Annotated in this window: 10 protein-coding genes; 3 read left to right on the forward strand and 7 right to left on the reverse strand. The window is 39.4% G+C overall.

Annotated elements, in window-relative coordinates:
• Window positions 1-549: 549 nt before the first annotated feature.
• From ABWV45_RS03070 to acs, 5 genes are all read right to left on the reverse strand, one after another.
• On the reverse strand, window positions 550-1,020 hold the full coding sequence (locus ABWV45_RS03070) for a hypothetical protein (protein ID WP_353348552.1): 471 nt from the start codon (window positions 1,018-1,020) through the stop codon (window positions 550-552).
• Between the two features lie 3 nt (window positions 1,021-1,023).
• Window positions 1,024-4,074 carry a transglutaminase-like domain-containing protein gene (locus tag ABWV45_RS03075; RefSeq protein WP_353348554.1) on the reverse strand — a complete coding sequence of 1,017 codons (3,051 nt, stop codon included), beginning with the start codon at window positions 4,072-4,074 and terminating at the stop codon, window positions 1,024-1,026.
• A 168-nt stretch (window positions 4,075-4,242) separates the two neighbouring features.
• On the reverse strand, window positions 4,243-7,869 hold the full coding sequence (locus ABWV45_RS03080; RefSeq protein WP_353348556.1) for a putative Ig domain-containing protein: 3,627 nt from the start codon (window positions 7,867-7,869) through the stop codon (window positions 4,243-4,245).
• Window positions 7,870-7,894: 25 nt separating this feature from the next.
• Window positions 7,895-10,723, reverse strand: a complete 2,829-nt coding sequence (locus ABWV45_RS03085; RefSeq protein ID WP_353348558.1) for a carboxypeptidase regulatory-like domain-containing protein — start codon at window positions 10,721-10,723, stop codon at window positions 7,895-7,897.
• A 321-nt stretch (window positions 10,724-11,044) separates the two neighbouring features.
• The gene (gene acs / locus ABWV45_RS03090; RefSeq protein ID WP_353348560.1) at window positions 11,045-12,991 is read right to left on the reverse strand and encodes an acetate--CoA ligase; all 1,947 of its coding nucleotides are present in this window, start codon (window positions 12,989-12,991) and stop codon (window positions 11,045-11,047) included.
• Between the two features lie 194 nt (window positions 12,992-13,185).
• Between acs and ABWV45_RS03095 the strand changes: the two genes are divergently transcribed.
• Entirely contained in the window at window positions 13,186-14,184 is a 999-nt protein-coding gene (locus tag ABWV45_RS03095; protein WP_353348562.1) for a DUF2804 domain-containing protein, read from the forward strand.
• Between the two features lie 17 nt (window positions 14,185-14,201).
• Here ABWV45_RS03095 and ABWV45_RS03100 read toward each other — a convergent pair whose 3' ends face one another.
• Window positions 14,202-14,543: a hypothetical protein gene (locus ABWV45_RS03100; protein WP_353348564.1), complete on the reverse strand. Its 342-nt coding sequence runs from the start codon at window positions 14,541-14,543 to the stop codon at window positions 14,202-14,204.
• A 236-nt stretch (window positions 14,544-14,779) separates the two neighbouring features.
• Here ABWV45_RS03100 and ABWV45_RS03105 point away from each other — a divergent pair, with 236 nt between their 5' ends.
• Entirely contained in the window at window positions 14,780-15,850 is a 1,071-nt protein-coding gene (locus ABWV45_RS03105; protein WP_353348566.1) for a hypothetical protein, read from the forward strand.
• A gap of 144 nt (window positions 15,851-15,994) precedes the next feature.
• Here ABWV45_RS03105 and ABWV45_RS03110 read toward each other — a convergent pair whose 3' ends face one another.
• Window positions 15,995-16,411: a hypothetical protein gene (locus ABWV45_RS03110; RefSeq protein ID WP_353348568.1), complete on the reverse strand. Its 417-nt coding sequence runs from the start codon at window positions 16,409-16,411 to the stop codon at window positions 15,995-15,997.
• A gap of 178 nt (window positions 16,412-16,589) precedes the next feature.
• Between ABWV45_RS03110 and ABWV45_RS03115 the strand changes: the two genes are divergently transcribed.
• Window positions 16,590-17,447 (forward strand): alpha-amylase family glycosyl hydrolase (locus tag ABWV45_RS03115; protein ID WP_353348570.1); only part of this gene is annotated, 858 nt, incomplete at its 3' end.

Raw genomic sequence — 17,447 nt, forward strand, 5'->3', positions numbered from 1 at the left:
GCCTACAGCACATAAAATAAAACAAAGGTCGACAATATAAGTAGCTAAGGGGTGAAAGTCGATTCTTTATAAATAGGCAGCATCATTCAATAATTTCTCTTCTTTTAATGACAAGCGACTAAAAACGTATCCGTAAAATAAAATTATGGGAATCAAGAAAAATACAATCATCCTCAATTCAATATAACCACCAACTGAGAGCAGCGACACATTAGAAATACAGTTCCAAGAATCAATTGAAAGTATAATCTTTAATATTTTTACTTTCTAACTACAATCCCCTTCAATCTCACCCTCACCCTCACCCTCACCAGGACATTAAGCACTAAGCAAAATTCATTTCCCGAGGAAAACTTCCTATATCAATTTATAATAATAGGGCTGGTCATTTTTCTGACATAAATTAAAATCAATTGGCAATTGAGGTTAATATCACCCGATATAGAAACTCTACGCTAGACATTGAAATTCGAATTGATACTTTCGATTTAACAGGTCCCTACCCGTAAATTATTCCTTATTAAATACAGACCTTCTAACAGACTCTTTCTAATTAAACAACATAACAGATAAACATTCCGAAAACCAAAACAAGGATATCCCAGCAACCATCCAACCTGAAAATAAAGACCCTGTAATAAAGAAATGTAACAATATAAAGAAGGGGATCAAACTGATAAAAATCAACCTAAAATCTATGGATCTAAACTGTTTATTTTCACTTTTAATATTATAAACATAATCAGAAAACCCACTAACTAGAAATATTCCTTTAGTCTCGTTCGGTAACTTCTCATAGACACTCTTTGAAACCCTATATTCTTTACCCCCTATCAAAATTTTATAGGTTGATCTATCTGAATATAACCTATCATCGTCAATATAATTAGACTTTTCCATCATCGAGTCTATTTCAATTGCAGAACAAGCAAAATCAAATATCAAAACACACAAACTAACTATCCCTATAAGCATAGATAAAAACACTATACCTTTATCTCTTTTCTCAATATCCATCATAATTTAACATGCCCATCTTGATAAAAAGCTATGAGCCACTGACAGTATTTTTGACACAATATAGCCAGCGATTAACCCACCAATAAATGTTAATGATAAAGTTGCCACGAACCCAGTCAATATAGCAAACAATGCAAGATACAGCATTGCTGCTATCGCCCCTTTTATTGATCCATTACAACGCTCATAAAAACTTTGCAGATCACTAAATACTTCAAAAACAGTAACCCAATAGCTCTTAAATCCGTCAATAGCTAACAGTGCTTTAATATATTTATTTTTTGTTACTATTGATTCGGCCATTCCAATATAAAATTGTAATTTAGTTAAAAAGCCAACTTTAACTTTACCTCCATTTTCTCCACCTGCGATTTTATAAGCACCTGCGCCGGTTTCCGGATCTATTATGATATAGCCCTCACCAATCCAGCCCTCATAATTTAAACTATAATTATGTGTTGTGACGATCTTCCCTGCATTTACACTATTTCTTATTTCAGTCTCAGTATCATGATTTAAGCTCATTGAATTTAAAGCAACATCAAGATTACTTGGATTTATTGTCCATATTTTTTGACCTTGTAAAGCTGCTAAATTTATTGCTTTTACTGCACTAATACCTTTTGCAGAATTTTCTGGCGTTGTAAACAGCAGCTCAGGCACTAAATTTTCCATTGAACTGTAACGATTGCCGATTATTTGGTTGTACTTCAACCACCTGCCATTATCATTAGCATTTTCAACTGTTGATGATATTACCCGATCAACATCCATGACCATCCCAGTCGTAGATACATTCCGTGGTACACCAAACCAATAACTTGTTGTCAAGCTTAAATTTACTTTTCCGTAAGATGGTGAACGGTAATTAACAATCCCTACTTGTTGCGCTGCAAGCTCATCCTGAATATTATTCAATGCAAAGTAACTACTAATTGTCGATTCTAATAAATCTCCAACTAAATCTTCTTTACTTAACGAAGTAAAAAGTGAATCATCTTCACCTTCTAAAATTGTACTTGTATTTTTAATATTTTCTTTCAGATTCAGTATGCTTTGAGGGCTAGTACCTTGTAGATCTAGACCTATAGCTTGATATTCACCCGCTATAGGATTGTTTGTAGATAAATCCCAACCACGTCTAGGCTCCCAATAACCTAATTGCTCGTGCAATTCCGTCCCCATAGTGCCCGCATTGGCTTCAGAAATTGTTTGCCCATCAATGGAAAACTCTGCAATCAAGTTAATTAAGTACCCTGGTAACGTATCTGGTAACGCATTCGGGTCTACTTCTCCGGTTGCAGGATCGGGGGCTGGTAAATAGCTTTCAATAATTGCCTGGTCATTCTCAGTAGCGGGTTTAAAGCTCAAAGCTAGCTTTTTACCTGCTAATTTTACAGTGGGCTCAACAATCGTAATTAATGGAGAACCAGAATAACCATAGGTTTGAGTGGCTAACTCATATTTGAATTTATGCCTTAAGTTATTCGGTACTTCAGAGAAAGTATCTTGGGTCACGATATGACTATACGGTAAGCCTGCGGATAATGGGCGTGGTGGAATCACTTTGACTTCCTGCAAGCCTAATACCTCACCAATAGTGGCATCAGGATTTTGATTGGAAATATACTCTTCAATTTGTGCTTGAAAGATCTCCAATTGTGCTTCGATGTTTGCTTGGGGCACATTTTGTATCCAGCCCTCTTGCTCATTAACGACGGCATTTTGCTCAATATCATCAACAAGAGCTTGTGCATCAAAAGGCACGTTATCTTCTAAATCTAATCCTTGAGTGAATTCATATTGTTTAAACGACGCATCCATTGGAATCCAATTATCGCCTTCAATATTGTTAATCCCACGAGAAGGTTCAAAATCCACATAAGCTTCTACCCAAGTGTGCTCCATACGGATTTTCTTAACGACACCACCTTCTACTAAAGCGACGTTGGGAATACCACCTTGACCCATTAAGCTTTGTGCAGCCTCGGGGACATTGACACCACCCACCCAGTTCATTACCTTTTCAACCGGCACTTCAACGGTACCGTAAGCGTATTTAGCAGGAATGTTTGAAGCTCGTAATAAAGCAATTAATAAACTTGCCGTATCCATTGCATTACCACGTTTGGTCTCTAAGGTATATTGCGCCCCTTGAATAGAGCCATAACTCGGAATGAATCGAATATTATTATGTACCCAAGTATAAATTTCGATTGGGCTATTATTTAAACTTTGTGCTAATTCAATAATGTCATCAGTGATTTGAACATCAATGGTTTGTGCAAGATCATCATCAGTCGGTTGATTGGTTAAGCCTAATGCAGCCGCTGATAACATATTTGGTAACAAAGAGTTCGACGCCAATTGGGTATATTTAGAGAACGGATTAATCCCAATAGCCGCTTGTAAGTCATGTTTCGTTAATTTAGGTTCACGGACATCCTTAGAAGGTGAACGCCATGGTAGGTTATTTGGGTCTTCTGCCGTATGGCTACGTTTGAATTGGGCTTTCCCTAGTTTTTCTTCAAGCTTGTCCAATAAATTCTTTTGCTCTTGAGAATCATCCGAATTTACTAATTGCTCTAACTCTAACTGAAGTTCCGAATAGTCTTTTTTCACTTGGCCTAGGGCAACTGAATGACGTTCTTTAATCAGTTGTTTAACTTCTTCGGATAAATTTTTGCCTGAAGTTAGTTGCTCTCCCTCTGCTTCAAACTGAGAGATTGCGTCGTCATAAGCTAATTGAACTTCATTTTTAAGAGCCTCAAGATCAGATACTTCTTTATCTAGCAATGGCATGCTTTCAACACCTAATGCACTTAAAGCATCATCAATCCAGCCTTTTTCTTTCTGGCGCTTAGCGGCTGCCTGCGGTAGCTCTTTACTCAACTTATGTTTTAGTTTTTCTAAGCGATGTGCCAGTTTCTTTTCAAGTGTGTTTTCTAATATTTGTGTAATTTCCGCTTGGCGAGCATCATCTTTCGTCATTTCATCTGCAACGGCCTTAGAACTCGGCGACAGATAAAATACAAATGTAAACATAAAAGCCATTAGGGCGGACACCCCCTTGGCTAACTTACCAAATCTTAATACATCCATGGTCAAACTTGTCATTATTATCCCCAACTCTAAACCGTTCTAATTAAATAGGTCGAGCCCTATACTTTATATTCGTTCAATAAGACAGAATTATAACCTCTGCCTAATACTATTTTTTTATTAATTCAGTTTTTGTTGTATTTGATACAACCAAGCATCCAGAATGAGCCTCAATTCTTGGCTTGCATTAGCCGAGTCATCCGCCATCTTATCTATCGCTAATAAAATAGAATTGATTGCTTTATCAAAATTATTTTTGGATATATCAATACTGGCTGAATCAAGCTTTTTAATAATGAAATTCAAGTTGATATTTACTGAACCAGAGGCTTCAAGCGCTGCTATTAAATTTTTAGCTCTCTGATATTCCTGATCTAATGAAAGATTTCCAAATACATATGTCTTTTCATGATTATCAACAATGAGCTGGCGATTAATACCTGATTTCACATCAATCGCTAATGAAACATCCCCACCCTCGTTTGGTAATTTCACATAGATCGTAAACTCGGTTGAGCTTGGTGACGAGAAGTCATATTGCCACACCCAAATACCATTCACTAAATTAAGAGGTACGGTAGATTCTATGATTTGACCACCTTGCGGTAGGGAAATACCCAAATCTACAGCGGCTTTTCGACTTTCATTATTTAACAATATAGTCAAAGGAACAACGCTACCTGCAGCTACACTCCAATTATTTGGTTGAATATGAAGTAAAGCATTAAGTAATAACTGCTCATGCAACCCTTGATAAGTAGTGGCTTCATCAAGAATATCAAAAGCAAAATAGCTATTATCACCAAGGCCATATTGGCCTGCTGTTACCGCTGCTGGTGCAACTTCATATGCACATTCATCGCTCGCATTTTTTCCTGTATTAAATGTCGCCCAAACTTCTGCATCACAATGAGCCAGTGCTAAGCCTTGGTTTACTAATGCATCAGATAAATTTGGTTGGGACATAAACCCATTATCCAATATGGCACTTGCATGATTGTTTTTTCCAGTAAGTTTAATGCCTAAGGCTTTTTCTATTTTATTGTTTCTACGGTTCCAACTACCGCCGACTAATAAACCTAAACCAGAATTTTGAGCCTCTACCAATAGCTGTTCCGTTTCCGGATTAAGCGTGACCTTATCAGAGAAGATAGCAACAGCACTGTATAGGCCCGAATGAAATTCGCTAGTAAAGTCATTGGCGTTATCCGTTAAGGTGTAATACCAATCATTAGATTGTAAATGGCTTTCTAAATAACGTCTTTGTGATACTGGATCATTCACATCTTGCGTTGTTGTATCCAATCCATCTACCAAGACTAACAGTTTGCCTTTATTCGCCAATGTAATACTAGATTCAATCGACGGAGGCGTTACGTTAAACCCAGCTGCCGCAAGCTCTTGTAGCTCTCCCTCAATCTCAGCCATCACAATACAAACATACCCACCATACTCAGGTGGATCTGATAATAACAATTGAAATGGATGCGGATTAACATTACTGATTAACACATCTTCTTCTTTGATTTCATACAAAACGTTTCCATCATTCATATTAATTAATTGATAGATCAAATTTGTTTGAACTTCTGGTTTTGCGCTGCGATTAAACACAGAGAAGTGACAGGTTTTAGCCTCCCCTGTTGGGTAATAATCTAAGGCGACACTTCCAACAAGTGAAAATAACTCTAAACGTTCAACATCAAACGTGGTTAGACTGGTTGCAACATCTTCACCATTTTGAGAAATCACCCATTTAACTTGATACAATCCTGATTCACGATCCACTAACGGCAATACGTATTGTCGATCGCTTAAACCTTGTGGAACCAAGCTATTTAATGTGAATGTTTCTTCTGCTAATAAGGCGCCACTTGGTCTATAAACACGCAAGGTGCCTACACCACCATCAAATGGACTATTCGTACTTAAATTTTGAACGCGCAATTCGATATTCGCTTGATCCCATCCTTGATAAACAGGTTTATCTGCATTTACCAAGGCACCGACATCTAAATTTCCACCACTGCTTGTGGTGATGGAGAACGGAGCAAACGCTTGTGTTAGTACTTGATTAGTTTCATCCAGTAATTCACCCAGCACATTATAAGCCCCTGCATAAACACTTGATGCATCAAAGTATTGGAAGGCTAAATTAACTTCTTCATCAGGGGCAATAGATTGAATATCAAACACACCAAAATCCATCACGTGTATTTTCTGGTGATCAACAATCGAAAGCCGAACCGAAGCATCCGTATCTATTTGACTTAAATTTTTCACCAAACTCGAAATTTCTACTTGTTCACTTGGAGAATAAATATCTTTGTCCGTATCAACATTAAGTACATTCAATGTTGGCGCCACTTTAACCGACTGCGAAGGCAATAGTTCACTGACTGGGTTACCATCAATATCGATATAAGAAAGTTCTAATTGATTAGTTATAACTCTTTGTTCACCCGGGGTTAAATTATACAAGCCTAATGTGGTATTTAAGTTTTCTAATTGCCCAACGCTAAATGTGTCAAATGCCCAGGATACTACTGTTTGATCATTCTCAATAGAAATCTCAGATGGTGGTACACTGAATGAACTGTTATCGATTTGAATATCAGTAGATGAGATGGAACTTTTTATTCTCACATTCGATATAGCTGGCTTAATAACTTCAATGTTCACGGCCACAGGGCTTGACGCACCACCACGATTATCGTTTGCTAGAAATGTCACCAGGTGCTCACCCATATCTGCAGTAGTTGGTGTCCACTCTAAAGTAGCAACGCCTGTTGTCCCCCCTGATAACGTTTGCTCGAATGTTGCATCAGATGGTAAACCAACATGATTCAAAAACACTTGATCATTTGGGTTGGGATCAGTAGCTTGCACCGTCAGTGTAAGCTTCTGGCCTACAACCGCTTTGATTCTGCTACCTGCTTCTGGTGTTGGCGGATGATCAAATACAGGCCAATCGTTAGCACCTTGCTCCTGTAGTTTCAAAAGAAAGTCAATCGCAGCCGTGCTTTTAACATTTCCTTCCTCATCACGATCCTCTATTGTTACTTGAACTGTGTATAAACCATTGCTAAATGATTCAGCGCCTTCCCATGTAAATAATCCAGTTTGTGAATCAATTTGCATACCAGAGGGAATACCATTAATAGCCGATTCAGAACGAGTTGACATGCGCCATGTCATTTTGTCGCCATCTCGATCAACCGCCGGAATTAAAAACCGACAATCATATTTAGAACAAGACACGATAGGCGGTAAATTACTAAATGGAGATGAATTACCATCTTCTAAATTAATCCTCGTATATACACGCCAAGTTCTACCGGAGTTTCGCAGACCACCGATTTTACAACAACTTTCAAAACGACCTAACCATGGATTACCATTATTATTTGGTGCTGGGTAGGTATGTCGAACTATGTCATTTTCATTTCTTGTATCAATTGCTTCACCTACTATCCAGTCTTCTTGTAGGTTACGTGCAATGACTCTAAAATAATGATTCGATGCCTTACCATCACCAAAATAATAGCTGCCGGGGCTAAAAGTTTGCCCTATATTCGGATGCCCAAATGCACTACTTCTGAATGCAACTGTCATTCGAAAATCTGCTGTACTATCTGAAATATCTGGACGAGACTCGAAAGTAAAGTGTCCAAATCTAAAGTGACTCGCTTCAACAATTGTGCTCGTCATTAATAAAACGAACAATACAGAAAGTTGTAACCACATTTCCTTTGCCTTAATAGAAGTTGAATTATTCACCGTCTACTCCTTCTACTTGAATGTCACTATTCACGTTTACATCTTCCAAGGGCACGACTTCATTTGGAGAAAGCAACTGGGTTGCCTTTAGGCGTATTGAAGGCGGAACAAATACTCCACCTGCAGATTGGTTTTCGACCGTTGCCCCCTGTACATTACTTAATACCAATTGATATTGGCCACTGGCCACAAACTGATAAGGCATTACAGAAAGAACTTGTTTCTTATTAATATCACTCGGCATTAATTCAATTTGACTACTACCTTGCGTTAACAACTGACCATCTGGAGTGTTAAATTGATAATCAAATTCTACCAAAACCGGTACATTAGAACGGTTATGCACATCAGCAAAAAACTCTACATCAGATTGATTGTTTAATAAAACATAGCCAGGTGATGCATTTACCCTTAATGCAGCAATATTTTCTGTTGGTAAAATAGCTACACTGGCGCTACTTTGTGAAACTAGGTTGCCAGTTACACCATCCAAAGCTTGAACTGTTATGGTGTATTGACCAGGCTCAACGGTAAGCGTATTCCACCACTGCTCCAGTTGAATGCTGCGCTCTTCTCCTGGGGCAAAGTCTTCAATAGAAGCTTCTAAGTGCTCTTGATAATGAGCTAATTCTTCTAAATCACTTTGCGGATCCAGTGGAGGTAAATTTGCACCCGTAAAATTCGCAATTTCTGCTCCATTTGCATTTTTCACCTGCACATATAATCGAGCACTTTGTTGCAATGCGGTTTCGTTGTTGACAGTCGCTGTAATTATAACAGGCTCATACGCCCCGTATGATGTTTTATCTGTTGAAGCCGTGACAATGTTTACACCCCCAAGATCGGCTTTTCGAATATTGATATCAATATTCAAATTAGAGAATTCCGTTAGTGAAATTTCTTTATTGGAGAAAAGATAGCCCGCCGCATTCGTTGATATTACGAATTCAAGTACTGGGATCCCCTCAATTCGATAAAAACCATTTTCATCAGTAGTATGACTTCTCCCGCCAATAACCACAGATGCAGCCGGCACGCCTAATCCCGTTACCATATCAATTACTTGACCGTAAACGGTTGTTGAAGGTAATTCCACTTGATCTTGCAATGTAATACTTCCAACATTTACATTAGTTTTTTCAGGTACCACCACACTAAAACCAACGGTTCCATACCCATCTTTAGAAAGCTGGATAGTCAAATCACCAGCTGTCAGCTCCGTTAGTTCGAAATAACCTGATGCATTTGTAGTCGTATTAGCGCTATTGGAGAGAGAAGTAACGGTAACGCCACTAATTGGCTGACCGCTGACATCAAGTATTGTCCCGAATACACTTGAGTTTACCGGTTGAGTCTCTGTTAATGCTAAAAGAGAAGGTGAGAAGCTGATTTGCGTTCCTGCCACTAAACTGGCCGTAGCTGTTACCAAGTAATGCTCACTTGAATTAGCAGTCAAAACCGTCTCACCGGGTTCACTTAATAATTGATATTCCCCATTTGCATCTGTTATCGCACTGCTCGAATTACTTCCTACTACTGAAGTCACTGTCACACCCGCAATTGGTTCAGCTGAAGTGGAATCTGTAATGACTCCACCTACCAGTACAGTAGTAGGTGCAACGGCTAAACGAATACGTCCAACATTAGCAAACTGCCCTTCTCGTAAAGTAATATTTTGCGAGGCACCTATATAACCAGGTGCAGAGTAACTAATTACATATGATTCAGCATTTAAATTTGAAACAACAAAACTACCATCGCTATTAATAACAACGTTTTCATCATTGTACCCAAGAACATCAATTACTGAGTTTGGAATCAATGTTCCTGCTAAGCTATCTAATAAATGCCCAGAGATTATGGCTTTTTCAGGATCTACAGGCACATCTATTTGCGTAAGCATATTTAATGCTGTAACTGCAAGAGATGTAGAATAAACCGTCTGATCCCAATCTCCCTGGGTAGATTGACTGGACTCTAAATATTCAGTAGCTGATGCATAACGACTTACATCAGTAGTCACCGGAATCAACGCTTGAAGTGCCAACGCACTTTCCCAGTTAGTTCCCCAATGCCCCTCTGAGTTTTGTGAAGCATATAGAAATTCTATTGCTGAGCTTAGTTGCTCTGAGACATTGTGGGTATATAAGTACGCTTTTAATACTTGAGTAACTAGAGCAGATACCATCACAGATGCTTGATCAGAATATAAAGCATATGCCCCACTTTCTAGTTGCTCATTCGATAGATAATACAAGGCTTTTCCCGCAAGCAACGTATCACTGTTTACCCCCTGTAAAGCAAGTAGTGCGTAGCTGGTATCAATTGGAGTACTGTCATATTCGCCAAAGTGCCCAAAACCTCCATCAATATTCTGCCGTGACTTTAATTCTGTAATTTCAGTTGTGACTACATCGCCTTCTTTAGCTAGTACCAATAACAAGCGCGATAACTGCTCGGTATTTAAGCTGGATAAATCCGCTTTTAAGAAATTAATCGCTTCATTTTTTTGTGAAAGGCTAGCACCTAATAAGTCAAAAACTTTTAATGCTTCAGCAGATGATTGGAATTTTGTAGCAATTTCATTAGCAGTATTGATATTGCCACCTGGCTGTTGTGACAGTTCTATCCAATGCAATGCTGCTTCGATATTGGCGCCTTCGTCGCTTGATTGATGTGACTCGCCACTATGTGCAAGTACCTCAAAAGTAATTATTAATATAAATAGAGGTAATACCCTATTAAGCAAGATCGATAATTTCCTATACACCATCAAGACTCCGCTTGTAAATAAACGCATGCTGCCGGCAGAATCAAGCATCCCAACCCACACCAACGACGAAAAAACGCTAAGTGGTTACCACTTAAAGTGTGACAGAAGTCTATCTTTGCTTGGGTTAGATTAAAAGAGTCAAATCTGTACAATTAATCACTAGTCTAATACTTTAGAATTGGCAGAAAGAGAGCCTACAAAAAAATATCTCCATGTAAATGACATAGATTAGTTGGTAGACATTTATTTGAAACCAAAAAAATTAGGGCAGCAAGGGATTTTGAGGGTCTACGACAATTAATTCAAGAAAAAACATTAATGGTCATTTTAAATTTTGACCATCAATGCGAAATATCTGGCGAGAGCGAGTTAGCGATTCTTTCGAGCTTCTATTAAATGCTCAACCACTGAAGGGTCGGCAAGGGTTGAGGTATCACCTAATGTATCCGTTTCATTAGCGGCAATTTTACGCAAAATTCGACGCATGATTTTACCGCTTCGAGTTTTTGGTAAGCCCGGTGTTAATTGAATAATATCCGGTGTAGCGATAGCGCCAATTTCACTGCGCACCCAAGTTTTGAGTTCTTTTTCAAGCTCGGCGGTGGCTTCAATTCCGGCCTTTAAAATCACATAGGCATATATACCTTGGCCTTTGATATCATGGGGGTAGCCCACTACCGCGGCTTCTGCGGTATCTTTATGGGCAACCAGAGCACTTTCAATTTCAGCGGTGCCCATGCGGTGGCCTGATACGTTGAGTACGTCGTCTACGCGGCCAGTTATCCAGTAGTAACCGTCTTCATCGCGGCGCACGCCATCACCAGAAAAATACATCCCCGGAAAGGTTTTAAAATAAGTATCAATAAAACGTTGATGATCCCCATACACACTGCGCATTTGTCCCGGCCAACTATCAAGCATCACAAGATTACCCTCGGTCGCCCCTTCTAATATATTGCCTTCGTTATCAACAATTGCCGCTTTAACCCCCGGCAATGGCTTTGTGGCTGAACCGGGTTTTAAATCGGTCGCACCGGGTAGCGGACTAATTAGAATGCCACCGGTTTCCGTTTGCCACCATGTATCAACTATTGGGCACTGGCTATTACCGATGGTTTTGTAATACCACTCCCATGCTTCTGGGTTGATTGGTTCACCAACACTGCCCAATAAACGCAAGCTTGAGCGCGTGGTGCCTTCAATGGCTTTATCACCATGAGCCATCAATGCACGAATAGCCGTTGGTGCTGTATATAGTGTATTAATTTGATGTTTATCCACCACCTGCGCCATACGATTCACCGCTGGGTAGTTTGGCACCCCTTCAAACAATACTGTGGTTGCACCATTGGCTAATGGGCCGTAAATCATATAGGTATGGCCGGTAATCCAACCCACATCTGCTGTACACCAATACACTTCACCCGCTTTGTAATCAAACACGTGTTCATGGGTATAAGCGGCATACACCAAATAGCCCCCTGTGGTATGCATGACCCCTTTTGGTTTGCCAGTGCTGCCTGATGTGTACAAAATAAACATTGGGTCTTCGGCGTTCATAGGCTCGCATGGGCATTCATCAGAAACCGCTTTTAAGGCTTCGCCGTAATCCACATCTCGGCCTTCTTGCCAATTAACATTGGCCCCTGTGCGTTTAACCACCAACACTTTTTCAACACATTTAGCCGCTGGGTTTTCCAATGCTTCATCCACACTGGCTTTAAGTGGAATGATTTTACCGCCGCGCACCCCTTCGTCTGCGGTAATGACCCATTTACTGTTGCAACCTTCAATGCGCCCAGCCAGAGCATCTGAGCTAAAGCCGCCAAATACCACCGAATGAATAGCACCAATACGGGCACAGGCCAACATGGCTAAACTGGCTTCAACCACCATTGGCATATACAGCGTTACCACATCTCCTTTTTGTACACCCATGTCTTTTAGGATGTTAGCAAATCGCGATACCGCTATTTGCAGTTGAGCATAGGTTAGAGTTTGATCATCGCTTGGCTCGTCACCTTCCCAAATAATGGCGGTGTCGTTACCTTTATTGGCCACATGGCGGTCTACGCAGTTATAACAAACATTTAACTCGCCATCTTCAAACCAGCGAATGTGTAAATCTGCTTCGTTATAGCTCACGTCTTTAATTTTAGTAAACGGTTTAGACCAATCTAAACGCTTAGCTTGTTGCGCCCAAAATTGCTCGTTATCGTTGATGGATGATTCATAGGTTTGTTGAAATTGTTCGGCGTTTAGATATGCGCGCTCTGCCCAATTTTTAGGCACTTTATGCAGTGGATATTCACTCATGACACAATCCCTGATTTATTGTTGTTTTAAATTGTATGCATTTAACCGATTCTAAAGCGTACATTCAACTAAATCCCCTTACAGGGTCATCAAAAAACAAAATACATGACTTTATTTCCCCCTTTATATGGCTCATTTAAACCTAGAGACACTCAACTGGTTATGACACTCTTCAACAACGTTTGGAGAACATAATGCCCCCTTTTATTAATAAACATGGTCAAGTGACATTTGGCGTTTTTGAACACGGCCCAGCAGATATAAATTATCTAGATTTTGACCTGCGTAACAACATGGATAAGCCCATCACTGGCTGGCGTAAAAGAATGCGCTTTAACCAATTTCAGTTTATTAGTTTAACAGGGAAGGACTTTGTATTAGGGGTGGCCATCGTTAATTTAAAATGGGTAAGTAATTGCTTTGTGTATATTTACCAACTAAGCACACAAACCTTCAAGGAATACTCTTGGTTACAACCTTTTGCTCGAAATACCCTAACCAATACCACACCTAATAATGGATCTTGGCAATTTAAAACCGGGAAAAATAAAATTGTCATGACAGCAGAAACAGGCAAACGTAAATTGCACATTCAATTAAAAAATGAATTAACTGTGGATGTGACCATTAATGAGAGCCAACCTTCTTTAGATGTGTGCTGTCGTGCAGGATACAACGGCTGGGTGTACACCAAGAAAAACGCCGCATTACCTGTAACAGGCCATATTCAATGGCAAGGCAGCACCATAGATACTACCCAGCTTAAAGCCGCCGTTGATTGGTCATGCGGTTACATGCGCCGTGAAACCTTCTGGCACTGGGCAAGCCTTAGCCATACCAATCAAGACGGGCACACCATAGGGTTAAACCTAGCCGCAGGGGTGAACGAAACCACCCACACTGAAAATGGGTTATGGATAAACGGGCAATTCATCAAACTAGACCGCGCTGAGTTTTTGTTTAATCGCCAAAATAGAATGGCACCATGGCAAGTGAGCAGTACTGATAACCATATAGAATTAACATTCACCCCATTAGGTGAGCGAAAAGAGAAAATTAACGCAGGGTTTATTGCCTCAAACTTCACCCAAGTTTTTGGGCGATTTGATGGCAGTGTGAAAGATCAAAACCAGCAAGTCATTAAAATAAATAATGCCCTAGGTTTTTGTGAAGACCACTTCGCAAAATGGTAAAGGCAACAAACCAGCACTTAATAAGCGCTGGTTACTGCTTCTCCGGTCAAACACGCTATACGAGAACGAGCCTCTAGATAAGTATCACGCCAACCAAGCTTATCACTTTCTTGCATAACACTGAGCTGTGTTTCCTCTTCATCTAGGCTCAAAATAGAGATCAAATCTTGATTAGACAAAGCTTGTGGGCATTTGAAATCGTAGCTTTGTACAAAATCCGAGAGCACACCTGTTTTGATGGAAAACATTTCAGCCAAGTATTCAATCGTGGCAGGAGCCAATTGTTCCTGCTCGGCAAGGGTTTGATTGGACAAAAAAACAGACGACAATAATAAAAATGATTTTATATGGGCTTTCATCATCACACCTCATTAATTTATTAATAGCTTAATGACAAAGTATGACACTTGGATGAAAACAAGATGGCCACACCAATTTGATCATTTTATAAACAAAATGAATTATATTGTCTTAATAATAAAAGTATAGTTAGAATACCCCATCTATTAACAGTGACTGATACCCCTCTATACGCTCGAACCTGTATACTTTTTAACCAGAAAACATATTCCCAATCTACCCACAGGTAACAACCATGTTTAAAGAAATTATATTACATATTGGAATGCATAAAACAGCCACAACATCTATTCAAGGGTTTTGTGGTGAACATGCTAATAAACTCCAAAATAAATTCGATACTTTTTATCCTACTTTTTCCAACCCTAGTCGTTCAAAAATTTTTAACCACTCAATACCTTTTTACTCAATATTTTCAAATGAGCCTGAAAAGTACAGCATCAATATCAATCAGGGCATAAATACCAAAGAACTTGCTGAAGAATCTAATAAAATATTCAAAAAACAATTTAGAAATCGAGTAGAAAAAACAAATGCTTCAAGACTACTCATTTCAGGCGAAGACATCTCTCGATTGAATCATATTGAAATGACAAGAATGAAAAACTTCTTATCTAAATTTTTGGAAGAAGATGGGAAGTTCACTGTTATTCTATTCTTAAGAAACCCTATCTCATATTGTCAAAGTGCTTTACAACAAAGGGTCAAATCTGGTCTTGGCAGCATAGATCATTGTTTACAAAACTTCTTAAACTCTTCCGGTACACTTTACGATACAAGATTAGAACCGGCTAAACGGGTTTTTGGTAAAGAAAACATAAAAATTGTTGACTTTGATGTTGCAAAAACTATTGAATTCGGGCCGGTAGAAGCCTTTTTTAATTGCATAGATATCAAGATACCCAAAGTGCTATTAAAGGCTCAAAATATCAAAAACGAAAGTATCAGCAACGAATCTCTTCACCTAATTTCAGAAATCAATAAATTAGAACCAAGATTCATTGACAAAAACCCTAACCCAATTCGTGAAAAAATGGATCTGCAACGTTTCTTTTCTATTAAAGGAACAAAATATGAATTACCTCAAGAGAAGCAAACTCTATTAATGGAGGAAAGCAAAAAAACAATAAGAAAACTAAAAAACATTTACAATTTTGATTTCCAAGATACTAATTTAAAAGAGACGAAAAGCATACCGTTCAATCAGGATACTCTTAAAGAAATTAAGTCTATTATTGACAACCATCAAGATAAAACAAGCCAAGAAAAAATGCTTGAAGCTTATAACAACATAGTTTCAGCATAACCATAAAACGTTGTTAATCAGCCGGTCTTAGACCGGCTGATAATCGAACAATAATTGAATTCTGAGAAATAAACAGATATTTTAACAGAAGCTTAGAGTCACATATCGGAAGGCGCTGCGCTTTTCCTTACTCTATAACTTACCTTACTCAGCAACCTGCCCTTCAGCCATCTGCTGTTCGCTCACATTAATATTGCTAGTCACAGCCAATGCTGTTTCATGCAGGCTACTGATATAAAGCTTACCATCCACTTCTAACGCACCCGTGGTGAGGCCATACATACCTAGTGGGTCTTGTAAGTTGAATACTACGTCTCCTTTATCATTTATGGCAACGATGTGTCCATAATGTTGGGCTTTAGGGCGAATAGCCGCAGGAAGGCGTTGCACTAATTTACGTAAGAAAGGTGAATCAGATAGTGCATCAAGTGCTCTAGAGCGTGGGCTGACCAGCCCTAGCCAGTACACTCCGTTAGAGCCTTGTGAGATGTTGTCCGGAAAACCCGGCAGCTCATCAATCACGACACTGATTTTGCCACGATTTTCACCGTTTAAACCCACACGTAATACACGGTAGGTGCCGGTTTCATTAAATAATACCGATTGCAGACATCAATTAAGACACCCATTATAAGAAATTATGCCTAGTTCGTATAGGCCAATATTTGATCATTCATACAAATTTCGTATTCACAATCATCAACGACTCCATCATATTTAAAATATCGGAGGAGTGAATATGCCAAAACCAAGGAAGGAACAGGTGAGCCTTGAGGCTACGCCTTATTATCACTGCGTATCCCGCTGTGTGCGCAAAGCATTTTTATGCGGTTATGATTCCCACAGCGAAGTAAGCTATGAGCATCGACGCGCTTGGCTTGAAGAAGCATTGCTGGACCAAGCGCAAGTCTTTGCCATTGATATTGCCGCCTATGCCATCATGTCCAACCACTACCATGTGGTGTTACACGTCAATCAAAAACAAGCTGAGAGCTGGGATATTGATGAGGTTATTGATCGCTGGCATAAGCTGTACAAAGGCAACGCCCTCAGCCAACGTTATTTAAGCGACCCTAATTTTTCAAAAGCGGAATTCGAAAAACTCCAAGAATTTATAGAAAAATGGCGAGCGCGATTAATGGACATTGGTTGGTTTATTGGTCGGCTTAATGAAAAAATAGCTCGGCAAGCCAACTATGAAGATCGATGTACTGGCCGTTTCTGGGAAGGTCGTTTTAAATCACAAGCCCTGCTTGATGAAAAAGCCCTCGCCGCCTGCATGGCTTATGTCGATTTGAATCCCGTACGAGCAAAAATGGCAAAAACACCGGAAAAATCTGAACATACATCGGTTAAAGCTCGAGCTGAAAAAGCGAAACTCGCCCATCAACCTAACCACCCTAAACAACAAGTATCTAAACTCATGCCGTTTGCGGGCAACCCTAGAAACAACATGCCTGAAGGACTACCCTTTCGTTTAACCGATTATTTAGCCTTAATTGATATAACAGGCCGAGCCATTCGTGAAGATAAACGGGGCCATATTGAGAAGAACCTACCTGATATTCTCAACCGTTTAGGCATTGAACCTGAAAAC

It is taken from the genome of Oceaniserpentilla sp. 4NH20-0058, assembly GCF_040371755.1.
GTDB lineage: Bacteria > Pseudomonadota > Gammaproteobacteria > Pseudomonadales > Oceanobacteraceae > Bermanella.